General features: G+C 66.5%; 22 protein-coding genes and 1 pseudogene. 12 read left to right on the top strand and 11 right to left on the bottom strand.

The window, feature by feature from the left end:
• The first annotated feature begins 43 nt into the window (after positions 1 to 43).
• From H7J93_RS20725 to H7J93_RS20700, 6 genes are all read left to right on the top strand, one after another.
• Entirely contained in the window at positions 44 to 1,456 is a 1,413-nt protein-coding gene (locus tag H7J93_RS20725; protein WP_267308183.1) for an aldehyde dehydrogenase family protein, read from the top strand.
• Between the two features lie 83 nt (positions 1,457 to 1,539).
• The gene (locus H7J93_RS20720) at positions 1,540 to 2,403 is read left to right on the top strand and encodes an SDR family oxidoreductase (protein WP_267308182.1); all 864 of its coding nucleotides are present in this window, start codon (positions 1,540 to 1,542) and stop codon (positions 2,401 to 2,403) included.
• Positions 2,404 to 2,409: 6 nt separating this feature from the next.
• Entirely contained in the window at positions 2,410 to 3,378 is a 969-nt protein-coding gene (locus H7J93_RS20715; protein ID WP_267308181.1) for an NADPH:quinone oxidoreductase family protein, read from the top strand.
• Positions 3,379 to 4,083 carry a haloacid dehalogenase type II gene (locus tag H7J93_RS20710; protein WP_267308180.1) on the top strand — a complete coding sequence of 235 codons (705 nt, stop codon included), beginning with the start codon at positions 3,379 to 3,381 and terminating at the stop codon, positions 4,081 to 4,083.
• Positions 4,084 to 4,105: 22 nt separating this feature from the next.
• Positions 4,106 to 4,846 (top strand): methyltransferase domain-containing protein, encoded by a 741-nt coding sequence (locus H7J93_RS20705; protein ID WP_267308179.1) that lies wholly within the window; start codon positions 4,106 to 4,108, stop codon positions 4,844 to 4,846.
• A gap of 17 nt (positions 4,847 to 4,863) precedes the next feature.
• Positions 4,864 to 5,349 (top strand): DUF456 domain-containing protein, encoded by a 486-nt coding sequence (locus H7J93_RS20700; RefSeq protein ID WP_267308178.1) that lies wholly within the window; start codon positions 4,864 to 4,866, stop codon positions 5,347 to 5,349.
• Between the two features lie 3 nt (positions 5,350 to 5,352).
• Here the strand turns inward: H7J93_RS20700 and H7J93_RS20695 are convergent, their stop codons facing one another.
• Positions 5,353 to 6,150 carry a tyrosine-protein phosphatase gene (locus H7J93_RS20695; RefSeq protein WP_267308177.1) on the bottom strand — a complete coding sequence of 266 codons (798 nt, stop codon included), beginning with the start codon at positions 6,148 to 6,150 and terminating at the stop codon, positions 5,353 to 5,355.
• Complete coding sequence (locus H7J93_RS20690) at positions 6,147 to 7,379, bottom strand: acyl-CoA dehydrogenase family protein (RefSeq protein ID WP_267308344.1); 1,233 nt, start codon at positions 7,377 to 7,379, stop codon at positions 6,147 to 6,149. The genes H7J93_RS20695 and H7J93_RS20690 overlap by 4 nt, the downstream gene beginning before the upstream one ends.
• A 77-nt stretch (positions 7,380 to 7,456) precedes the next feature.
• Between H7J93_RS20690 and H7J93_RS20685 the strand changes: the two genes are divergently transcribed.
• The gene (locus H7J93_RS20685) at positions 7,457 to 7,918 is read left to right on the top strand and encodes a nuclear transport factor 2 family protein (protein WP_267308176.1); all 462 of its coding nucleotides are present in this window, start codon (positions 7,457 to 7,459) and stop codon (positions 7,916 to 7,918) included.
• Positions 7,919 to 7,931: 13 nt separating this feature from the next.
• Here H7J93_RS20685 and H7J93_RS20680 read toward each other — a convergent pair whose 3' ends face one another.
• The 3 genes from H7J93_RS20680 to H7J93_RS20670 form a co-directional block, all read right to left on the bottom strand.
• Positions 7,932 to 8,180 (bottom strand): hypothetical protein, encoded by a 249-nt coding sequence (locus H7J93_RS20680; RefSeq protein WP_267308175.1) that lies wholly within the window; start codon positions 8,178 to 8,180, stop codon positions 7,932 to 7,934.
• A 141-nt stretch (positions 8,181 to 8,321) separates the two neighbouring features.
• Positions 8,322 to 8,489: a hypothetical protein gene (locus H7J93_RS20675; RefSeq protein ID WP_308204939.1), complete on the bottom strand. Its 168-nt coding sequence runs from the start codon at positions 8,487 to 8,489 to the stop codon at positions 8,322 to 8,324.
• Positions 8,490 to 8,597: 108 nt separating this feature from the next.
• Positions 8,598 to 8,927, bottom strand: a complete 330-nt coding sequence (locus H7J93_RS20670) for a hypothetical protein (protein ID WP_267308174.1) — start codon at positions 8,925 to 8,927, stop codon at positions 8,598 to 8,600.
• A gap of 181 nt (positions 8,928 to 9,108) precedes the next feature.
• Between H7J93_RS20670 and H7J93_RS20665 the strand changes: the two genes are divergently transcribed.
• The 3 genes from H7J93_RS20665 to H7J93_RS20655 are packed head-to-tail and all read left to right on the top strand — an operon-like array spanning position 9,109 to position 11,888.
• The gene (locus H7J93_RS20665; protein WP_267308342.1) at positions 9,109 to 9,750 is read left to right on the top strand and encodes a response regulator; all 642 of its coding nucleotides are present in this window, start codon (positions 9,109 to 9,111) and stop codon (positions 9,748 to 9,750) included.
• Between the two features lie 2 nt (positions 9,751 to 9,752).
• Positions 9,753 to 10,937: a sensor histidine kinase gene (locus tag H7J93_RS20660; RefSeq protein WP_267308173.1), complete on the top strand. Its 1,185-nt coding sequence runs from the start codon at positions 9,753 to 9,755 to the stop codon at positions 10,935 to 10,937.
• A 51-nt stretch (positions 10,938 to 10,988) separates the two neighbouring features.
• Positions 10,989 to 11,888 (top strand): alpha/beta fold hydrolase, encoded by a 900-nt coding sequence (locus tag H7J93_RS20655; protein WP_267308172.1) that lies wholly within the window; start codon positions 10,989 to 10,991, stop codon positions 11,886 to 11,888.
• A 70-nt stretch (positions 11,889 to 11,958) separates the two neighbouring features.
• Here the strand turns inward: H7J93_RS20655 and H7J93_RS20650 are convergent, their stop codons facing one another.
• The 6 genes and pseudogenes from H7J93_RS20650 to H7J93_RS20625 all read right to left on the bottom strand — a co-directional run.
• Positions 11,959 to 13,110 carry an acyl-CoA dehydrogenase family protein gene (locus H7J93_RS20650; protein ID WP_267308171.1) on the bottom strand — a complete coding sequence of 384 codons (1,152 nt, stop codon included), beginning with the start codon at positions 13,108 to 13,110 and terminating at the stop codon, positions 11,959 to 11,961.
• 69 nt (positions 13,111 to 13,179) lie between these two features.
• Positions 13,180 to 14,082, bottom strand: a complete 903-nt coding sequence (locus H7J93_RS20645) for a DUF4436 domain-containing protein (RefSeq protein ID WP_372507975.1) — start codon at positions 14,080 to 14,082, stop codon at positions 13,180 to 13,182.
• A 68-nt stretch (positions 14,083 to 14,150) separates the two neighbouring features.
• Positions 14,151 to 15,596: a Re/Si-specific NAD(P)(+) transhydrogenase subunit beta gene (gene pntB, locus H7J93_RS20640; RefSeq protein WP_267308169.1), complete on the bottom strand. Its 1,446-nt coding sequence runs from the start codon at positions 15,594 to 15,596 to the stop codon at positions 14,151 to 14,153.
• Between the two features lie 3 nt (positions 15,597 to 15,599).
• Positions 15,600 to 17,120, bottom strand: coding sequence for a Re/Si-specific NAD(P)(+) transhydrogenase subunit alpha (locus tag H7J93_RS20635; protein WP_267308168.1), 1,521 nt, complete (start codon positions 17,118 to 17,120; stop codon positions 15,600 to 15,602).
• Positions 17,121 to 17,257: 137 nt separating this feature from the next.
• On the bottom strand, positions 17,258 to 18,727 hold the full coding sequence (locus H7J93_RS20630) for an IS30 family transposase (protein WP_267308167.1): 1,470 nt from the start codon (positions 18,725 to 18,727) through the stop codon (positions 17,258 to 17,260).
• Positions 18,728 to 18,817: 90 nt separating this feature from the next.
• Positions 18,818 to 18,928, bottom strand: a pseudogene (locus H7J93_RS20625) (CAP domain-containing protein); the annotation flags it as partial.
• Between the two features lie 140 nt (positions 18,929 to 19,068).
• On the opposite strand from H7J93_RS20625, the gene H7J93_RS20620 reads away from it, so the two are divergent.
• Both H7J93_RS20620 and H7J93_RS20615 read left to right on the top strand, forming a co-directional pair.
• On the top strand, positions 19,069 to 19,728 hold the full coding sequence (locus H7J93_RS20620) for a TetR/AcrR family transcriptional regulator (protein ID WP_267308166.1): 660 nt from the start codon (positions 19,069 to 19,071) through the stop codon (positions 19,726 to 19,728).
• A 33-nt stretch (positions 19,729 to 19,761) separates the two neighbouring features.
• A complete protein-coding gene (locus H7J93_RS20615) occupies positions 19,762 to 21,528 on the top strand; it encodes an acyl-CoA dehydrogenase (protein WP_267308165.1) in 1,767 nt (588 codons plus the stop codon).
• Positions 21,529 to 21,539 lie beyond the last annotated feature (11 nt).

Below are 21,539 nucleotides of genomic sequence, written 5' to 3'. Positions count from 1 at the left end.
GGTTAGGATCGGGTAATCCTCGGGTCAGGAAGGACACCCACCCATGACCACAGAATCCGTCGCGCCCGAAACCACCGCGACAACCACCCCAGACATCCCCGGCACCGTGCGCAGGCTGCGCGAGACCTTCGCGTCCGGCCGCACCCGCAGCGTCGAATGGCGGAAACAACAGCTCAATGCCCTCGTGCGGCTGATGAGCGAGAACGAGGGCGCCATCATGGAGGCCCTCGACAAGGACCTCGGGCGCAGCCCGTTCGAGGCCTACCTCGCCGACATCGCCAGCACCATCGGTGAGGCGAAGGACGCCGCCAAGAACGTCAAGAAGTGGATGCGCCGCCGCTATCGCCTGCTGGAGATGTCGCAGCTGCCCGGCCGCGGCTGGGTCGAGTACGAGCCGTACGGCACCGTGCTGATCATCGGCGCGTGGAACTTCCCGTTTGTGCTGACGCTCGGGCCGGCCGTCGGCGCCATCGCCGCGGGCAACACCATCGTGCTCAAGCCCTCTGAGGTCTGCCCCGCATCCTCGGCCCTGATGGCCGTACTGGTGCCGCGCTACCTCGACAGCGACGCGATCGCCGTGATCGAGGGCGACGGTGCATGCAGCCAGGAGCTCATCGCCCAGGGCTTCGACCACATCTGCTTCACCGGCGGCACCGAGATCGGCCGCAAGGTGTACGAGGCCGCCGCGCCGCATCTGACGCCGGTCACCCTCGAGCTGGGCGGCAAGAGCCCGGTGATCGTCTCCGCGGATGCAGACATCGAGGTCGCCGCCAAGCGCATCGCGTGGACCAAGCTGATCAACTCCGGCCAGATCTGCATCGCGCCCGACTACGTGCTGGCCGACGCCAAGATCCGCGACCAGCTCGTCGACGAGATCAAGAAGGCCGTGACGAGTTTCGAGGCCGAGAACAAGATCGGCGGGAAGCGCATCGTCAACGAGCGCCACTTCGCCCGGCTGACCGCGTCATTGGCCGCCACCAAGGGCAATGTCGTCGTCGGCGGTGGTTCCGACGCGTCCAACATCACCATCGAGCCCACGGTCGTGGTGGACCCCGATCCGGCCGAGCCGCTGATGACCGATGAGATCTTCGGCCCGATCCTGCCGGTGATGACCGTCCAATCCCTCGACGACGCAATCGGTTTCGTCAACTCACGGCCCAAGCCGCTGGCCGCCTACCTGTTCACCAAGACCAAGAGCATCCGCGAGCGGGTCATCAAGGAGGTCACTGCGGGCGGCATGGTGGTCAACCACCTGCTCTTCCAGTTCTCGACCAACAAGCTGCCGTTCGGCGGCGTCGGCCCGTCGGGCATGGGTGCCTATCACGGCAAGTTCGGCTTCGAGCAGTTCAGCCACAAGAAGACGGTCATGACGAAGCCGACCCGACCCGATTTGGGCGCCATGATCTATCCCCCGTATACAGAGAAGGCTCTCAAGCTCGCCAAGCGCCTCTTTTAGCGTCGTTTAGCGATTTCGGCGTGTTTAGTAACGCTCAGCGCGACTGAACACGCCGAAATCCCAACTGTCTAGGAAGGAAACCCATGCCAGGAGTGCAGGATCGCGTCATCGTCGTCACCGGCGCCGGAGGCGGACTCGGACGCGAGTACGCGTTGACGCTCGCCAAGGAGGGCGCCAGCGTCGTCGTCAACGACCTCGGCGGTGCGCGTGACGGCACCGGCGCCGGCCACAACATGGCCGACGAGGTGGTCAAGGAGATCAAGGACGCCGGTGGCCGCGCGGTGGCCAACTACGACTCCGTCGCGGAGTCCGAGGGCGCCGAGAACATCATCAAGACCGCCATCGACGAGTTCGGCAAGATCGACGGCGTCGTGAGCAACGCGGGCATCCTGCGCGACGGCACCTTCCACAAGATGACGTTCGAGAACTGGGACGCCGTGCTCAAGGTGCACCTGTACGGCGGCTATAACGTGATCCGCGCGGCCTGGCCACACTTCCGCGAGAACAACTTCGGGCGCGTCGTCGTGGCGACCTCGACCAGCGGCCTGTTCGGCAACTTCGGCCAGGCCAACTATGGCGCGGCCAAACTCGGTCTCGTCGGCCTGATCAACACGCTGGCCCAGGAGGGCGCGAAGTACAACATCAAGACCAACGCGGTCGCGCCGATCGCCGCGACCCGGATGACGCAGGACATCCTGCCGCCGGAGGTCTTCGAGAAGCTGACGCCGGAATACGTTGCGCCGGTGGTGGCCTACCTGATGACCGAGGAACTGCCCGAGACCGCTTCGGTGTTCATCGTCGGCGGCGGCAAGGTGCAGCGCACCGCGCTGTTCCAGAACGAGGGCGTCACGTTCACCGAGGTTCCTTCGGTCGAGGACATCGCCGCCAAGTGGGGCGAGATCACCGATCTGTCCGCGGCGCAGCGCGCCACGTTCTCGCTCGGCTGACGCCGAGTGAAAGCGCTTGTCGCGCAGGAGCTTTCCGGACCATCTGGGTTGGCCTACACCGACGTCGACGACGTCGTGGGCAATGACGACGTAGTCATCGTCGACGTCCGCGCCGCCGGTGTGAGCTTCCCGGACCTGCTGCTCCTGCGAGGTGAGTACCAGCTGCGGTTGGAGCCGCCGTTCATTCCCGGCATGGAGGCCGCGGGGGTGGTGGCTTCGGCGCCGTACGAGTCGGAGTTCAAACCGGGTCAGCGCGTCACCGCGCTGACGATGATGGGTGGCTGGGCGGAGCGCGTGGCCGTGTCGCCCACCAACCTGAGATCCACACCCGCCGAACTCGACGACGCCGAAGCCGTCGCGCTGCTGGGCAACTACCAGACGATGTACTTCGCGCTCGCCCGTCGCGCCGCGCTGCGAGCGGGTGAGACCGTCCTCGTTCTCGGCTCGGCGGGCGGCGTCGGTACCGCGGCCATTCAGATCGCCAAGGCGTTGGGCGCCACCGTGATCGCGATGGTGCACCGTCCGCAGGGCACCGAGTTCGTGAAGTCGCTGGGCGCCGATGTCGTCCTGCCGCTGACCGACGGCTGGCTCCAGGCGGTCAAGGACCACACGGGCGGGCGCGGTGTCGACGTGCTGGTCGATCCCGTCGGCGGCGACGTGTTCGACGACGCGATCCGCGCGCTGGCGACCGAGGGGCGGCTGCTCGTCCTCGGCTTCGCGTCCGGTGGCGGCATCCCGAGCGTGAAGGTGAACAGGCTGCTGCTGCGCAACGTCGCGGTCATCGGGGTGGGCTACGGCGAGTTCGTCAACCGCACTCCCGGCGCCCAGTCGCTGTTCGAATTCGGTGTAAGCGAACTGGTTCGGGCCGGCCTGCGTCCGCCTCCACCGATGCGCTTCCCCCTGTCGAAGGGCGCCGAGGCGTTGCAGTCGCTGGCTGACGGTGGAGTGTTCGGCAAGGTCGTACTGGAGCCGTAGATGAGTCCGCGGGCGCTGGCGTTCGACGTGTTCGGCACGGTCGTCGACTGGCGCTCGAGCATCATCGACGAGCTCAAATCCTTCGGCAAAACCCATGGGGTGGAAGGGGATTGGCCGACCTTCGCCGACAACTGGCGCAAGGGCTATCTGCCGTCGATGGACCGGGTGCGCCGCGGTGAGCTGCCGTGGACCAGGATCGACGACCTGCACCGCATGATCCTCGAGGACCTGCTGCTCGACGCCGGGATCACGGGGATCAGCGACGCGGACGTCGACGGCTTGAACCGTGCGTGGCATCGCCTCGATCCGTGGCCGGACAGCGTCGAGGGCCTCACCCGGCTCAAGGAACGGTTCGTCATCACGACGCTGTCGAACGGAAACGTCTCCCTGCTGACCAACATGGCCAAGCGGGCCGGGCTGCCGTGGGACTGTGTGATCTCGGCCGAGTTGTTCCGCCACTACAAGCCCGACCCGGAGGCCTACCTCGGCTGTGCGGACCTGCTCGGCGTGGCTCCCGGCGACCTGATGCTCGTCGCCGCCCATCCCGGTGACCTGCGCGCAGCGCAGCAGGCGGGTCTGATGGCGGCCTACGTCGCCCGCCCGCTCGAGTACGGGCCCAATCAGCGTGCGCATCGGGTGACCGACGGCGAATTCGACTTCACGGCAACGGATTTTCTGGATCTCGCCGACCAGCTCGGTGTCTGATCACCCGGCGTAGCGTGGGATCGTGACCGATCAGCACCTCCCGCCGGCCCTGAGCCGGGCCCTGGATCTGCTCTCCGACCCGCCTGCGAATCCCGACGTCAGCAGGGGGTATCTCGACCTGCTGGCCGACCGGCCGCCCAGTGGCGACGCCCCGCCCAGGAACACCGGCTTCATCCAGGCGGTATGGGCCTCGGGTCCCGGCTCGATGTTCTATGACAACGCGCAGGCCCTCGCCCGCAGATTCATCGGCGCATGGCAGCTGCCCGTCGAGTGGCTGAGCATTCCATCGGGCGGCGTGGCGCTCGACGTCGGTAGCGGGCCGGGAAACATCACCGCACAACTGGCTCGTGTGGCGGGCCCTGACGGCCTCGCATTGGGTGTCGACATCTCCGAGCCGATGCTCGCCCGCGCGGTCGCTGCGCACGCGGCGCCAAATGTCGGCTTCCTGCGCGCCGATGCGCAACAGCTGCCGCTGCGCGACGAAACCGTCGACGCGGCGGTCTCCCTCGCCGTGCTGCAGCTGATTCCGAACCCCGCGCAGACCCTGTCGGAGATCGTCAGGGTGCTGCGACCTGGCGGGCGAATGGCCGTGATGGTGCCGACCGCGGGCTTCGCCAAGCCGCTGTTCCGGGCGCTGCCTGCCGGCGGGGCGCGCTTCTTCGGCGAGGACGAACTCGCCGACATCCTCGAAGACCTCGGCATGACCGGTGTCAGGACGAAGACCGTCGGCACCTTCCAATGGGTACGGGCCCGCCGGCCGTGACCCACTAGCCTCGTGGTGTGGGCACCGGCGGCATCATCCTCGTCGCACTCGCCATCGCCGTCGGCATCGTCGGCATCGTGGTGCCACTGCTGCCGGGCACTCTGCTGGTGTTCGCCGCCATCGCGGTGTGGGCCGTCTACGAGAACAACGTCACCGGCTGGGTGACGCTCGGCGTGGTGGCCGCACTCCTCGGCGTGACCGCCCTGATCAAGTACACCTGGCCCGTGAAACGGATGCGGGCCGCCGACGTGCGCACACTGAGCCTGGTGGCGGGCGGGGTGCTCGGCATCATCGGCTTCTTCGTGATCCCGGTGATCGGCCTGGTAATCGGCTTCGTGCTGGGCGTCTATCTGGCCGAGGTCGCGACCCGCGGAGATCAGCGACTGGCGTGGATGTCGACCAAGCACGCCGTGAAGGGTGTGGCGCTGTCGATGGGTGTCGAGCTGGCCGGCGCGCTGCTCGCCACCGTCGCGTGGATAGTCGGGGTCTATCTGACCCAGTAGCGGCTAGCCCAGCAGCGAGTCGCGCAGCCGGGTGACGTCCTCGGGGGTCACTCCGGCGGCTTCGAGGTAGTTCGGCAGCCCGCCGTAGGTGTCGACGATGGTCCGCCGCGACGCCTCCAGATACTCAGGCCGTACGCCCAGCACCGGATCCGTCAGCCGGGCCTCGACGAAGGTCACCTCTTCGTCGGTCGTGATGCGTTCGCGGACCGACTTCAAAATCTGCTCCCGCAGCCGCGGCACGGCCTCATTGCTGCGCAGGAAGTCGGCGAGCACCGCGTCGGTGTCGACGCCGACGGCCTCGAGGACGGTCGCCACGGCGAACCCCGTCCGGTCTTTACCGGCGAAGCAGTGCGTGATCACCGGACGGCCCGCACCGATCAGCGAAACAAGTTGTCGCACCGCGCGTTGCGCCCCGGCCAACGTCGGGAAGCGCTGGTACTCCTCCGCCATGAACCGCGACGCGGCCTCCGCGATGTCTTCGTCGTCGGGCTTCTCGGTCATCATCTTCGCGAAGGCCGTCTCGTGCGGCGCCTCGCCGTTGACCGTGGTGACCTCGTGAAAGTGGAGATGGTGCACCTCCACAACGGGGGGGATGGCACCTGTGCCATGACGCTGCACCTCGCGAGCCGACCGCAGGTCGGCCACATCGGTGATGCCGAAGCCGAGCAGGGCGCTGCGCCCGGAGTCGTCGAGCCCGCTCAACTCGCTGGAGCGAAAGAACCTGCCCGGCCGGATGCCGGTCTCCTCGGCGATGTCACGGAAGTTCCACGCCCCTGACAGGGCGTCAGGGTTCGGGGTCACCGAGTGGACCTCGGCGTCACCGCCGCGGCGAAAGCGCTTTTCTCCTTGCCGAGTTCCGCGCGCGCGATGGTCCGCATGTGGACCTCGTCGGGACCGTCGAACAGCCGCATCGCCCGGTGCCAGCCGTAGAGCCGCGCCAGCACGGTGTCGTCGCTGACGCCGGCCGCGCCGTGTACCTGGATGGCCCGGTCGAGAACGTTGCACGCCATCTGCGGCGCAACCGACTTGATCATGGCGACCAACTGCTGGGCTTCCTTGCTCTTGTTGCCGTGCTTGTCGATCACCCAGGCCGCCTTGTGACACAGCAGCCGGCTCTGCTCGATCTCGTTGCGGGACTGCGCAACCTGCTGCTGCACGACACCCTGTTCGGCCAGTGGCTTGCCGAAGGCGATGCGCGTGTTGACCCGGTCGATCATCAACGCCATCGCACGCTCGGCGACACCGATGGCGCGCATGCAGTGATGAATGCGGCCCGGTCCGAGACGAGCCTGCGCGATCGCGAAGCCGCTGCCCTCCTCATGCAACAGGTTCGTGGCGGGCACCCGTACGTTGTCGAAGACGATCTCGCAGTGCCCGTGCTGGTCCTGCCAGCCGAACACCGGGAGCGAACGCTGGATGTCCACCCCAGGGGTGTCGACGGGCACCAGGATCATCGACTGCTGCTGGTGGCTGGCCGCGTCCGGATTGGTGCGGCCCATCACGATGAGAATCTTGCACCGCGGGTCGGCGGCGCCGGTGATCCACCACTTCCTGCCGTTGATGACGTAGTCGTCGCCGTCGCGCAGCATCGTCGTCTGGATGTTGCGGGCGTCGCTGGAGGCCACCGCGGGCTCCGTCATGGCGAATGCGCTGCGGATCTCGCCGTTCAGCAGCGGCTCGAGCCACTGCTTGCGCTGCTGCTCGTTGGCGAACAGGTGCAGCGTCTCCATGTTGCCGGTGTCGGGTGCCGCGCAGTTGGTCACCTCGGGCGCGATCTCCATGCTCCAGCCGGTCAGCTCTGCCAGCGGGGCGTACTCGAGGTTGGTCAGACCCGAGACCGACGGCAGGAACAGGTTCCACAGGCCCCGCTCCTTGGCCAGCTTCTTGAGGTCTTCGATGACCGGCGGGACGGTGTGGTCGTCGGGCCCCTTCTCGTGCCGGTAGGCCTCGTAATCCTTCTCCGCCGGGAACACGAACTCGGTCATGAAGTCGGAGAGCCGATCGTAGTAGTCCTGACCCTTGGCCGACATCGCGAAGTCCATGGCTGTCACGATATGACACCCGTAAAAACGGGAATCGCGGCAGTCCATGACACGTATAACTGGGCATGATCGAAAGCCGTCCGCCGTTCCCGCCGTTCACCGCCGAAACCGCGATGCAGAAGGTCCAGGCCGCGGAGGATGCCTGGAACACCCGCGACCCGGAGCGCGTCAGCTTGGCCTACACGGCCGATTCGCGATGGCGCAATCGGGACGTGCACGTCGTCGGGCGTGCCGAGATCGTCGCGTTCCTGACGCAGAAGTGGGAGCGCGAACTCGACTACGTGCTGCGCAAAAACCTGTGGGACTTCCACGACAACCGGATCGCGGTGCGGTTTCAGTACGAATGCTACGACGCCGACGGCCAGTGGTACCGCAGCTACGGCAACGAGCTGTGGGAGTTCAACGCCGAGGGTCTGATGTCGCGCCGGGAGGCCAGCATCAACGACGTGAAGATCGAGGCGTCGCAGCGGCGGTATTTCGGTCCGCGGCCGGAGTCGGAATACGGGGTGGAGATACCCCTGTGGTGACTATTCGCCGTGACTATTCGCCGGTGCCCATGTCGATGACGAACCCCGTGCCGCCGTGGTAGCCGCGGTGACGGGGGATCACGATGACGGGGGGATGGGCGATGGTATTCGGGGTGGCGACCAGACCCGGCCGGGGCTCCGGCTGATACGAGTAGGTGCCTGCATTGGCCATCCCCGCCAGGCCGAGCGCGGCACCGCCGAGAATGCCCGCGGTGACGGCGGGGAGGGCGATGTAGCGAGCGAAGCTGCGGCTGATGGTCATCTGCGTGGTCCTGTCGGTTCGAGTTCTTCCTGCGTTGAAACAACTATCGCCCGTGCGGGCGGCGGAGTCTGTCGGCTGATCGCCCTCTGACCTGGGGGATTCCGCTGTCCCCCGATCGGAGGACAGCGGAATCCGAGGCCGTCAGCGCAGCGCGCCCGGCTCCAGCATCACCACGCGCTCGATGCCGTTGTGGTGCATCCCCGCCACGGCCGAGGGTGCGGGATGAGCCTTGACGACCGGCGGGGCGATGACCGGCGGTCGCGGCGGTGCGTAGGTCCCCGCGTTCGCGGTGCCGGCCAACCCGAGCACAGCCCCGCCGATGACTCCGGCCGAGACGACCGTGAGCGCGAGGGCTCAAGCTGATGCCGTTACGGCAACGAGTGACGGGAGTTCAACGCCGAAGTTCGGCGCTGAGATTCAACGACGTGCAGAGCGCGGCATCGAGACGGCGCTGTGGTTCGGGACCGGAGAGGGGGCATGGGACGAACAGGTCGCTGGGGTGAATTCGGCCGCAGGGATGTCGATGACGAACCCGTGACCGCCGGGATAGCTGTCGTTGCGGTGCACCACGATGACCGGGGTATCGGCGGCGTTCGTGGTGGCGACCTGGCCGGGACGCGGCTGGGGCCCGCGCGAGTCGGTGTCGGCATTGGCCAGCCCCGCGAAGCCGAGCGCGGCACCACCGAGGATGCCGGCGGTCACGGCGGGGAGTGCGATGTAGCGGGCGAAGCTACGGGTAGCGGTCACTTGTCCTCCTGGCTTGACGCGTTGGATCGACTATCGGCGGTGCCGGGCGGCGCGTATGTCCGCTGATCGACCCGTGAATCGGTCGATTCGACCGTCCCCTGGTCGGGGGAACGGTGTGTCGAGACGCTTTGGGCGGCATCGGCCAGCGGGCTGTGCGAAGCTGGCTGCTGTGTCGACAGGCCTGACCAGGGACAAAGTCCGGGTGGTGGTCGGCGATGACCACCCGATGTTTCGCGACGGTGTGGTGCGTGCGCTCGTTTCCAGCGGGTCGATCGAGGTGGTCGCCGAGGCTGATGACGGAGTGTCCGCGCTCGAGGCGATCCGCACGCATCTGCCGCAGGTCGCTCTGCTGGATTACCGAATGCCGGGGATGGACGGTGCCGAGGTCGCCGCGGCCGTCCAGCGCGATGAACTGCCGACGCGCGTGCTGCTGGTCTCCGCGCACGACGAGTCGGCGATCGTCTTCCGCGCGCTCCAGGAGGGTGCCGCGGGATTCCTGCCGAAGGAGTCCAGCCGCTCTGAACTGGTGAACGCCGTCCTGGACTGCGCCAAGGGCCGCGACGTCGTGGCGCCCAGCCTCGCCGCCGGGCTGGCCGGCGAGATCCGTAAGCGCGCCGAACCCGAGGGGCCCGTGCTGAGCCCGCGGGAGCGCGAAGTGCTCAAGCTGATCGCGGCGGGAAGCAGCATCCCCGCGATGGCCAAGGAACTGTTTCTTGCCCCGTCGACCGTCAAGACCCACGTACAACGGCTCTACGAGAAACTCGGTGTGAACGACCGGGCCGCCGCGGTCGCCGAGGCGATGCGCCGCAAGCTGCTGGACTAGCCGTGCTGGACCGCGTCGCCGGCTATTTCGCAAGGGAGCCTGTGCGCGTCACCGCGTTTCTGCGGCTGCCGCTCATCGGTCTGATCGCGCTGCTGGTGTGGACATGGGAGGTCGACCACTGGCTGCCCGGCGTGTACGAAGTGGTGCTGGGCTTCTACGGCGCAGCAGCGGTGGTTTGGCTGGTCGTGGTGCTGCAGGGGCCCGTGCCTCGTTGGGCGGACTGGACCTCGACCGCCGTCGACGTCCTGGTCGTCGTGGTGCTGTGTCTGGTGTCCGGTGGGGCGACGGCAGCACTGCTACCGGTGTTCTTCCTGCTGCCGATCGCGGTGGCCTTCCAGGACCGGCCCATGCTGACCGCGATCCTCGGCACCGGCACCGCCCTCGGCTATCTGGCCGTGTGGATGGTGTACTCCAAGCGCGATGACCATGTGGGTCTGCCCGACATCGTCTACACGCACGTCGGCTTCCTGCTGTGGGCGGCGGCCGCTACGACCGCGCTCTGCCTGGTGCTGGTGTGGCGTCGCGCGCGCGTCGCCAAGCTCCAGCACATCCGCCTGCAACTGGTGTCCGAGGCGATGCAGGCCGATGAGAGGCACAACCGGGAAGTGGCCGAGCATCTGCACGACGGCCCACTGCAGATCTTGCTGGCCGCGCGGCTCGATCTCGACGAAATCCGCGAACGCAACGACGATCCGGCGCTCGAAGCGGTCCACGCCGCGCTGCAGGAGACCGCCGCCGCACTGCGATCGACCGTCACCGAACTGCATCCGCAGGTGCTTGCCCAGCTCGGCCTCACGCCGGCCGTGCGAGAACTGCTGCGGCAGTTCGAGGCTCGCGGCGACTATGCGGTGGAGGCCGATCTCGAGGACGTCGGCAAAGTCGAGTCCCAGCAGTTGATGTATCGGGCCGCCAGAGAACTGCTCGCCAACGTGCACAAACACGCGCGCGCAACGACTGTGCGGGTAGGTCTGTCGCGGCAAGGCGACCGGATCGTGTTGACCGTCACCGACAACGGGAAAGGCTTCGACACCGCGAACGTCGAGCGCTACGTCGCCGACGGGCACATCGGACTGGGGTCGTTGCTGGCGCGGTTCGATGGGCTCGGTGGCTCGATAGACATCAACTCCGTGGTCGGTCACGGCACGCAGGTGACAGCAACCTCACCGCCGGAGCCGGTCGGTGAGTGACGGCGAAAAACCATTGACGGAGAACGGGGGATGGGGAGTAGCGTCCGGCCGATGAAGTGGCGGATGATCATGATCGCGGCAGTGGTCGTGGTCGTGGCGCTCGCAGTGAACGCGTTCGTGGTGACGAGAGCCACGCGTCCGGCGCAGGCATTCGACGGCGGTCGGGTGCTCCAACTCGACGGCCCAGACCTCAACGTCAAAGAGTATGGCCCTGCTGGTGACCGCGCCGTTGTACTGCTTCATGGGTATTCGGCGTCCGTCGAGTGGTGGAACCGCGTCACCGCGGCGCTGCTCGATCGCCGGGTCATCGCCATCGACCTCGTGGGACACGGTGGTTCAGAGGCCCCGAGCGATGCGTCGCATTACGGCATCGACGGACAGGCGGAAGCGGTGCGGCGGGCGCTGGATGCGCTCGGTGTCGAGCATGCGACTCTGGTAGGCCATTCGATGGGCGGGCTGGTGGCGATCGCGCTCGCCGAGCTGGATCCAGAACATGTTGAGCGCGTGGCGGTTTCCGATACTCCCGCCGCCCCGCACCTGGTGCAGACGCCCGCGCTCGCAGGCCTGGCGTGCGTGCCGCTCATCGGGCCCGCCGTGGACTTGCTCCGGTCGCTGGATCCCGTGACCGCCAGCTCGCTGCAGACCGGTTTCGCCGACGACTATCAAGTGCCGGCGTTGGCGCATCGCTCGCTGAAACAGCTCACGCACAAAGGTGTTTGCAAATCGGGCAACGCGGATGAGGAGCGCGACGCGGCCGATCGCTTGGCCGCTCTCGGAAAGCCCGTGCTCGTCGTGTGGGGTGAGCGTGACGTGCTGACGCCGACCGCCGCCAACGTCGAGCGTTACCGCCAGGCGGGACTGACCCCGACGGTGATCCCCGGATCGGGGCACAGTCCGATGATCGAGAAGCCGGGCGAGTTCATCAACGCCATCACGGAATTCATCCAATAGTTCTGGTGGCGAGCAGACGCGTACACCCCCATTTTGGGGCCAATTTGGGGGTGCTCACGTCTGCTCGCGGTTAAGAGGTGACCAATCCGCGCGCGATGACCAGGCGCTGAATCTGGTTGGTGCCCTCGAAGATCTGCATGATCTTGGCCTCTCGCATGTAGCGCTCGACGCGGAAGTCGCGGGTATAGCCGGCGCCGCCGAACACCTGCACGGCGTCGGTGGTGACCTTCATCGCGGCGTCCGTCGCGACCAGTTTGGCGACGCTGGCCTGCTCCGAGTACGGCCGGCCGGCATCGCGGCGGCGTGCAGCGTCGAGATAGGTGGCACGCGCGGTCGCCACCGCCGCGGCCATGTCGGCGAGCAGGAAGCCGAGGCCCTGATGATCGATGATCTTGCGGCCGAACGTCGTTCGTTCGTTGGCGTACCGGACGGCCTCGTCCAGCGCGGCCTGCGCCAGCCCGGTGGCGACGGCGGCGATGCCCAGCCGGCCGGAGTCCAATGCGCTGAACGCGATCTGCAACCCCTGCCCCTCGTCGCCGATGCGGCGGTCGGACCCGATACGCGCATTGTCGTAGAACGCCGCCGTCGTCGGCACGGCGTGCAGCCCCATCTTCTCCTCGGGCTTGCCGAAGCTGAGGCCAGGCAGGTCACCGGGCACCAGGAAGCAACTGATGCCTCGCGAGCCTTCGCCGGTGCGGGCGAACAATGTGTAGAAGTCGGCGACACCGCCATGGGTGATCCACGATTTCGAGCCGTTCAGCACGTAACCCTCTCCGCCGTCACCGTCGGGCTTCGCCGCACACCGCAACGCCGCCGCGTCCGATCCCGCCTGCGGCTCCGACAGGCTGTAGGCCCCGATCTGCTCGCCGGAAAGCATGCCGGGCAGCCACCGCTTGCGCTGTTCGTCGGTGCCGAACATGAGCAGGGGATGCGACGACAGGCTGTGCACACTGACCGCGACCGCCACCGCCGCCCACCGCGCCGCAATCTCCTCGAGGACCTGCAGGTACACCTCGAAGGGCTGACCGCCGCCGCCCCACTCCTCGGGTTGCGGCAGGCTCAACAGGCCGGCGGCCCCGAGCGCGGGGAACACGCCGTCCGGGTACGTTTCGGCCTTCTCGTGCGCGTCGACGACCGGGTCGAGCACCTTGTCGGCGATCTCCCGGGTCAGTGCGATCAGGTCTTCGGCGTCCTGGTTGGGTAGCAGCCGATCGACGGCCATCCGATGCCTCCCCATGGTTGTGCGGGTGAGGTAACCATAGGCGCATCCCCGACGGCCGGTTCCCGCCGGTCAGTCGCAGCGGCGGTGCCAGGCGACGAAATACACGACCATCGCTGCCGTCAGCGCGACGAGCACCCACAACACCAGGATCTGGTCGATCCACGCGCCGGGCGGGGGAGCGCCGGGCATGAAGCTTCGTATCGGAATGATCGCGAACAACGATGCGGCATACCACGTCCCGAACGGCGGCATGAACTTCTTCCGCCCACGGAACATCTCGATCGACAAGAAGAGAGCGATCGCGGGCAGGGTGAGCAGCACCAGGCACAAGCCCACATCGAAGGCGAGCGGTCCATGGGCGCGGCTCAAATGGATTGTCTGGTAATCGCCTTCACCGGAGGACTGGGTGACCGGTCCGCTTCGCGTGGTGGTGATGTCCCAACTGTTGAGGCTGCCCGCCACTTCCACCCGGGCGGGTTCGAACCTGCGATCGTCACCGGAACCGACGACCACATCCGCCCCCAGCGGCCCGATTGTGTAGTCGTCAAAAGGCCAAATCTCCGGGTCACCGCTCGCTTCGAGCGTCGCGTTGATCTCTTGGGGCAGACTCCCTGCCGGCGTTTCGAGGTCGCCACCGATGCTGATCTCGTCGACGAATAGGCGCACCGCGACGTTGGTGTTCACCACATTGAGAACCGGGTTCATGTGGTCGTCGGCGGGAAAGACCATGACGCTCACGTCCAACTTGGTATCCACCGTGTGGAGTTCCTCTAGGTCCACCAGCACGACGGTGTCGCCGCTCTCGCCGAGATCCGGTGGGGGCAACGACTCGGCCGGACCGGCGACGTAGTGGTAGCCGGCCAGCGCCGCGGCGTACACGACGATGATGATCAGGACCGTGCCGAAACTGGCCAGCCGTCCTCGTACGTCAGCTTCGGACTTCGGCGGGTCTTCTACCGGCACGCTGCGCATGCTAGTTCGACTCCGTGGCCGAACCGGTGCGCCGTGCCGATGTGAAATGTTGCGCCGACGCGAAATATCTAGTGCGAGGAGGACACCGTTTCGGAGAGCGCGGCGTTGATCGCGTCCACGCGGTCTTTGGCGTCACCGAACAGCATCTGGGTGTTCTGACGGAAGAACAGCGGGTTCTGCACGCCAGCGTAGCCCGACGCCATAGACCGCTTGAACACGATGACGTGGTTGGCATTCCACACCGTGAGCACAGGCATACCCGCGATCGGGCTGCCTGGGTCCTCGGAGGCCGCCGGGTTGACGGTGTCGTTGGCGCCGATGACGAGAACGACGTCGGTGTCGTCGAAGTCGTCGTTGATCTCGTCCATCTCCAGCACGATGTCGTAGGGCACCTTCGCCTCGGCCAGCAGCACGTTCATGTGGCCGGGCAGGCGTCCCGCGACGGGGTGGATGCCGAACCGGACGTTGACGCCGCGCTCGCGCAGCTTGCGGGTCAGGTCGGCGACACCGTACTGGGCTTGTGCGACGGCCATGCCGTAGCCCGGCGTGATGATCACGGAACTGGCCGATTCGAGTAGCTCGGCCGCGCCGTCGGCGGTGATCTCGCGATGCTCGCCGTAGTCCTTGTCATCAGCGGGCCCGGCCTCGATCCCGAAGCCACCTGCGATCACCGAGATGAACGAGCGGTTCATCGCCTTGCACATGATGTAGGACAGGTACGCACCCGAGGAGCCGACGAGCGCGCCGGTGACGATGAGCAGGTCGTTGGACAGCAGGAAGCCCGAAGCCGCTGCGGCCCAACCGGAATAGCTGTTGAGCATCGACACCACCACCGGCATGTCACCGCCGCCGATGGAGGCGACCAGGTGCCAGCCGAGCAGCAGCGCCAGCACGGTGACCACCGCCAGCACCCACAGCTGCGGGTCGATCACGAACCAGACGGTGAGCGCGGCGAAGACGACGAGCGCGCCGACATTGAGGAAGTTCTTGCCGGGCAGCATCATCGGCGCGGACTTGATGCGGGCCGACAGCTTCAGGTTGGCGACGACCGAACCGGTGAACGTCACCGCACCGATGAACACCCCGATGACGACCTCGGCCGAATGGATGCCGAGCATGCCCTCCTGTGCCAGTTGCGCCGCCTCGGCCCCGGCCAGCTCGCCTTCCACATGCAGATAGCCGTTCCAGCCGACCAACACGGCGGCCAGGCCGACGAAGCTGTGCAGCAGCGCGATCAGCTCAGGCATGCCCGTCATCTCGACGACCCTGGCGCGCCACAGGCCGATCGCGGCCCCGACGACCATCGCGCCGATGAGCAGCGCAAGGCCCAGCGGCTCGATGTGGCGGGCCAGCGCGAGCGCGATCGTCGCGAGCAGCGCGACGGTCATCCCGGCGATACCGAAAGTGTTTCCGGCCCTTGATGTCTCGTGCTTGGACAGGCCGGCAAGCGCCAGGATGAACAGCAGCGCTGCGACGACGTAGGCGGCGGTGGCGACAGTTGAAATGGAGAACATGGTCTAGCTCCTCGTGAACATCGCCAGCATGCGGCGGGTCACCGCGAAACCGCCGAAGACGTTGATGCTGGCAAGCAGGATCGCTGCCGTTGCCAGTGCGGTGATGGCGACATTTCCGTGGCCGATCTGCAGCAGCGCGCCGACGACGATGATGCCGGAGATCGCATTGGTCACCGACATCAGCGGGGTGTGCAGTGCGTGGTGCACGTTGCCGATCACGTAGTAGCCGATGACGATCGCCAACGCGAACACCGTCAGGTGCACCTGCAGTGCGGCGGGTGAGAGTGCGATGAGCGCGAACAGCACCGCGGCAGCGGCGAAGGTCAACCCCAACCGGCGCGCGGTCGTCATCGGTTTCTTGGCGGGTCCGACCTCGACCGGCGCAGCAGCGGCCGCGGGCGCCGCGGACACCTGCACCGGCGGCGGCGGCCAGGTGGTCTCGCCGTTGCGGACCACGGTCACCGACCGCTGGACCACGTCGTCGAAGTCCAGGGTGAGCTGCCCGTCCTTTTCCGGGGTGAGCAGCTTGAGCAGGTTCACCAGATTGGTGCCGTAGAGCTGTGAGGCGGTGGCGGGCAGACGCCCAGCAAGATCGGTGTAGCCGATGATGGTCACGCCGTTGTCGGTGACGACGGCCTGATCCTTGACCGTGCCTTCCACGTTGCCGCCGTTGGAGGCGGCCATGTCGACGATGACGCTTCCTGGCTTCATCGACGCGACCATGTCCGCGGTGATGATGCGCGGAGCGGGCTTACCCGGGATCAGCGCCGTCGTGATGATGATGTCGACGTCCTTGCACTGGTCGGCGTACAGCTGTGCCTCGCGGGCCTTGTAGTCCTCGCCCATCTCCTTGGCGTAACCGGTCGACGACACCTCTGCCGCGGCCGGATCCACCGCCAGGTACTCACCGCCGAGCGAGGCGACCTGATCGGCCACCTCCGGCCGCGGGTCGGTCGCTTTCACGATTGCGCCCAGGCTGCCCGCCGCGCCGATGGCGGCCAAGCCGGCCACCCCGGCGCCGACCACCAGCACCTTGGCCGGGGGCACCTTGCCCGCCGCGGTCACCTGCCCCGTGAAGAACCGGCCGAAGCTGTGTGCGGCCTCGACGACCGCCCGATATCCGGCGATGTTCGCCATCGACGACAGCACGTCCAGCGACTGCGCCCGCGAGATACGCGGAACGGCATCCATCGCCAGCACCGTGATGGGGCGGGCGGACAACTTCTCGACGAGCTCGGGGTTCAGCGCCGGGGAGATGAGGCTGACCAGCGTCGCACCGTCCTTGAGGCGTGCGATCTCCGCGTCGTCGGGAGCATTGACCTTGAGAACGATGTCGGCGGACCAGGCCTCACCGATCTCCGCCCCTGCGTCTTCGTAGGCGGTGTCGGCGAAACTGGAGGCGGCGCCGGCACCCGACTCGACCACGACGGAGTAGCCCAGTTTCAGGAGCGCTCCGACGGTCTGCGGGGTGGCGGCCACCCGCGTTTCACCCGCCTGGGATTCGCGCGGTATCCCGATGATCATCCGAAAAGTCTCCCATCCACCTCTTGGGGACCGCCGTGGCCCTCCGGTCGTAAGCGGTGCGCTTACCCCGTGATGGGAGGTAGACGGTATCGCGCGCCATCGAAACTGCGGGGAGATCGCGACATCGCGCCTTGGATTCAGGCGGTGGCTGCAACGAATGTGGACGGGTCTGAGAGTAGTCGGTCGAGTTCTTCGGCTGGGGTGCGCCAGTTGAGGCGTTTGCGGGGTCGGGCGTTGAGTTCGGCCGCGACCTGGTCGAGCCAGCCGGGACCGTAGAACGATAGGTCGGTGCCTTTGGGAAAGTATTGGCGCAGCAGTCCGTTGGTGTTCTCGTTGGTGCCGCGCTGCCAGGGGCTGTGTGGGTCGCAGAAGTAGATCGGCAGGCCGGTGGCTTCGGTGATCTTGGTGTGTAGCGCCATCTCTTTGCCTTGGTCCCAGGTCAGCGAGCGGCGCAGGATCTCGGGGATCTCTGGGACCTTGACCGACATGGCGTCGGCCAGGGTGGCTGCGGTGCGATCCTCGGGCAGGTGCAGCAGGACCACGAATCCGGTGGTGCGCTCGACCAGGGTGCCGATCGCTGAGCCTGAGGCGGTACTGCCCAGGATCAGATCACCTTCCCAATGACCGGGTATCGCGCGGTCATCGGCCTCCTTGGGGCGGTCACTGATGTTGATCATGTCTTTTAGTTGGCCGCGATCGGTTGCTTTGCGGCCCTGTGGTTTTCGCTGAGTACGGCCGGTGCGCAGCGCGGTCTTGACCAGTCGGGCCAGCTCCCCGCGGGGTTGGATGTAAAGGGCCTGATAGATCGTTTCGTGTGACACCCACATCTCCGGATCATCGGGAAAATCCTGGCGCAGCCGGCACGCGATCTGCTCGGGACTGTGCCGCTGTTCCAAGCGTGCCACCACCTCGGCCAACAGCGCAGGGCGGTCCTCGAGATGGCGCGGTTTGGGGCGTTTGAGGTTGGCCTCGGCGGTGTCTTGACCGACCCGCGCCCGGTATCTCGAACCGGTCTGCCCACGGTCGATCTCACGGCCAATCGTGTCCCGATGACGCCCCAACAACACCGCCGCCTGCATCGGGGTATGTCCGGTTTCCAGCAGCTGTTCTAACCGGCAACGCTCGATAAACGATATTGGCCCCCGCGGCGGGCCGGCATCGGGATCGATAGCGCAGGTATCGGCAGGCATCGAGGTTCGTGGCACGAATCCAGCCTGTTGGAGCCACTGCCGAGAGGCGTTCTCCGACACGCCGGCGATGACCGCCGCGCGCGACGGGCTTTGACCTGCATGCACCGCCGCCCAGAACACCTGCCGAACCGCGGTCGAATAGCGGAGACCTCGATGCTGAGTATTGGTTTGATAACCAGCGTCTTTGGCCCACTTGCGGCCGGTACTGCCGTGCACTCCAGCCACCGTCGCACCGCGGCCCAGAACTCCCCGCGAACCGACTCCGACACCCGCGGCCAACCAGGCTCCCGAAACCCCATCGAACAACACCTCCGAACCCGTCAGGTGTTGCAGCGACCACTTGAGTCTGAGCGCAGGAGCGCGATCTCTGAGCAGTCTCGGCGAATCGTTGGTACCGCGGCAGCGCGCACCGCGCATCACACTGACTGGGGCCGACCGAACTTTCTCGTCACCTCATCGGTGACTACGTCGCCATCCGAGTGACGACCGGGCGTTACTGCGGGTGGCTCACACCGGGGGATAGGCGGGCGGCGGATAGACACCGCGAAGAATCCAGGCGAGCCAGTTCACGCCGTATTCCAGCTCGTCGCTCGCGTCATAATCCGGGTTGGGATCCACGTCATCACCTCTCGCGTCGCCGCTGGTTCCTGCCGAGTCTAGACCCGCCGCCCCGGCGGCGACAGCCTCAACGCATAAACTAGCCAACCAGTTGATTGATACCCCCGGATGCGCTCCGGGCCTGCATAGAGTGAGCCGCCATGAACGCCTCGTCACCGGGAGTACCCAGCAATGGGATGTCGCGGCGCGAAGAGCTGCTGGCCGTCGCGACCAAACTGTTCGCCGCCAGGGGTTACCACGGCACCCGGATGGATGACGTCGCCGACGCCGTCGGCCTGAACAAGGCCACCGTCTATCACTACTACGCCAGCAAGTCGCTGATCCTCTACGACATCTACAAGGGTGCCGCCGACTTCACGGTGGACGCCCTGCACGACGATCCGACGGCATCTGCCCGGGAGACCATCTACCACTTCACCCGCCGGCTGCTGGTGGGCATCGCCAGCGACATCGAGCGCGCGGCGGTGTACTTCCAGGAGGGCCCCTACATCACGGAGTGGTTCACCGAGGACCAGGTCGCCTATATCCGGGAGAAAGAGGCACAGGTCTACGAGCATGTCCGCGACGTGATCGACCGCGGCATCGCCAGCGGGGAGTTCTACGACTGCGACAGCCACGTGCTCGCCCTCGGCTACATCGGGATGACGCTGGGTTCCTACCGCTGGCTGCGACCGCACGGCCGGCGCACCGCGCAGGAGATCGCCGTCGAGTTCAGTACCGCGTTACTGCGCGGGCTGATCCGTGACGAGGCGGTGCGCGAATCGCAGCCGCTGGGTGTGAACATCAGCGCGGTCAACTAACTGCCCGGGCACAGTCTCGACAAGGATGGGTGAATGAAGTCCAACCTGCTGTCGCGACAAGACCTCGACTTCCTGCTCTACGAATGGCTGAGAGTCGACGAGCTGACGAAGCGTGAGCGCTTCGCTGAGCATTCCCGCGAGACGTTCGACGACGTGCTGGACCTGTGCGAGCAGCTGGCGACGCGGTACTTCGCGCCTCACAACAAAAAGAGCGACGCCAACGAGCCCACCTTCGACGGCGAGAAGGTCACCGTCATCGATGAGGTGAAGGAGGCGCTGGACGCCGTCTCCGACGCCGATCTGCTCGGCATGTCGATGGACGCCGAACTCGGTGGCGCCCAGCTGCCCGTGACGGTCGCGCAGGCCGGGTTCGCGTGGTTCTACGCCGCCAACATCTCGACGTCGGGCTATGCGATGCTGTCCGTCGCCAACGCGAACCTGATCGCGAAGTTCGGCACCCCCGAGCAGATCGACACGTTCCTGCGGCCGATGCTGGCGGGCCGCTTCTCGGGAACCATGGCGCTGTCGGAGACACAGGCCGGATCGTCATTGGCCGACATCCTCACCCGCGCCGAACCGCAAGCGGACGGGACGTACCGGCTGTTCGGTTCCAAGATGTGGATCTCCGGGGCCGAACACGAACTCACCGACAACATCGTCAATCTGGTGCTGGCCAAGATCCCGGGCGGACCGCCGGGCACCAAGGGCATCTCGTTGTTCATCGTGCCCAAGTACCTTGTCAATGCCGACGGTTCGGTCGGTGAGCGGAACAAGGTGGCCATCGCCGGGCTGAATCACAAGATGGGCCAGCGCGGAATCACCAACACCGTGCTGAACTTCGACGGCGCCGCCGGTTATCTCGTCGGCGAACCGCATCAAGGCATCAGGTACATGTTCACGATGATGAACGAGGCGCGACTCGGCGTCGGCATGGGTGCGGTGGCGTTGGGCTACACCGGATACCTGAAATCGCTGCAGTACGCACGTGAACGGCCGCAGGGCCGTCCGCTCACGGCCAAGGATCCCACCACACCACAGGTCCCGATCATCGAGCACGCCGACGTCAAGCGAATGCTGTTGGCGCAGAAGGCGTATGTGGAAGGCGGGATGGGGCTGCTGCTGTACTGCGCCAAACTCGTCGACCTGCAGCACAGCGCCGAGACCGATGCAGAGCGCGACGCGGTGACGCTGCTGCTCGACATCCTGACACCGATCGGCAAGAGCTGGCCGTCGCAATGGTGTCTGGAGGCCAACAGCCTGGCCATCCAGGTGCACGGGGGCTACGGCTACACCCGCGAGTACGACGTCGAACAGCATTACCGGGACAACCGGCTGAATCCGATCCACGAAGGGACGCACGGCATTCAGAGCCTGGACCTGTTGGGCCGCAAGGTGACTCAGCGGGGTGGGGCGAGTTTGGCGGCACTGGGAGAGGCCATTTCGGCGACGGTCGAGGCGGCGACGACTGCGGGCGGCGAGGCCGCCGAGATGGCAGCAAGTCTCAGTGCGACGTGGCAGCGACTGGTCGAGGTGACCACAGCAATGTTCGCCTCCGGAGACATCGAGGCCGCGCTGGCCAACAGCGTGGTGTACCTCGAGGCGTTCGGCCACATCGTGGTCGCTTGGATCTGGCTGCAGCAGGTGGTGGCGTGCAACGGCCGCACCGGGGACTTCTACGACGGCAAACGTCAGGCAGCGCGGTACTTCTTCCGCAGCGAACTGCCCAAGACCGGGCCGCAACTCGATCTGCTCGCCGCGCTGGACCGCACGACGCTGGAAATGCGCGACGGCTGGTTCTGAGCTTTCCGCGC

Origin of the sequence: Mycobacterium barrassiae (assembly GCF_025822765.1) — a bacterium.
Lineage (GTDB): Bacteria > Actinomycetota > Actinomycetes > Mycobacteriales > Mycobacteriaceae > Mycobacterium > Mycobacterium barrassiae.
The sequence above is the reverse complement of the archived record's forward strand: the minus strand, read 5'-3'. Positions and strand labels throughout refer to the sequence as shown.

Bases quoted from the DNA above. Each gene is read 5' to 3' on its own strand.
- H7J93_RS20725 (WP_267308183.1), top strand. From the start codon at position 44: ATGACCACAGAATCCGTCGCGCCCGAAACCACCGCGACAACCACCCCA.
- H7J93_RS20720 (WP_267308182.1), top strand. From the start codon at position 1,540: ATGCCAGGAGTGCAGGATCGCGTCATCGTCGTCACCGGCGCCGGAGGC.
- H7J93_RS20710 (WP_267308180.1), top strand. From the start codon at position 3,379: ATGAGTCCGCGGGCGCTGGCGTTCGACGTGTTCGGCACGGTCGTCGAC.
- H7J93_RS20690 (WP_267308344.1), bottom strand. From the start codon at position 7,379: ATGTCGGCCAAGGGTCAGGACTACTACGATCGGCTCTCCGACTTCATG.
- H7J93_RS20685 (WP_267308176.1), top strand. From the start codon at position 7,457: ATGATCGAAAGCCGTCCGCCGTTCCCGCCGTTCACCGCCGAAACCGCG.
- H7J93_RS20680 (WP_267308175.1), bottom strand. From the start codon at position 8,180: ATGACCATCAGCCGCAGCTTCGCTCGCTACATCGCCCTCCCCGCCGTC.
- H7J93_RS20655 (WP_267308172.1), top strand. From the start codon at position 10,989: ATGAAGTGGCGGATGATCATGATCGCGGCAGTGGTCGTGGTCGTGGCG.
- H7J93_RS20650 (WP_267308171.1), bottom strand. From the start codon at position 13,110: ATGGCCGTCGATCGGCTGCTACCCAACCAGGACGCCGAAGACCTGATC.
- H7J93_RS20645 (WP_372507975.1), bottom strand. From the start codon at position 14,082: ATGCGCAGCGTGCCGGTAGAAGACCCGCCGAAGTCCGAAGCTGACGTA.
- pntB (WP_267308169.1), bottom strand. From the start codon at position 15,596: ATGTTCTCCATTTCAACTGTCGCCACCGCCGCCTACGTCGTCGCAGCG.
- H7J93_RS20635 (WP_267308168.1), bottom strand. From the start codon at position 17,120: ATGATCATCGGGATACCGCGCGAATCCCAGGCGGGTGAAACGCGGGTG.
- H7J93_RS20630 (WP_267308167.1), bottom strand. From the start codon at position 18,727: ATGCGCGGTGCGCGCTGCCGCGGTACCAACGATTCGCCGAGACTGCTC.
- H7J93_RS20620 (WP_267308166.1), top strand. From the start codon at position 19,069: ATGAACGCCTCGTCACCGGGAGTACCCAGCAATGGGATGTCGCGGCGC.
- H7J93_RS20615 (WP_267308165.1), top strand. From the start codon at position 19,762: ATGAAGTCCAACCTGCTGTCGCGACAAGACCTCGACTTCCTGCTCTAC.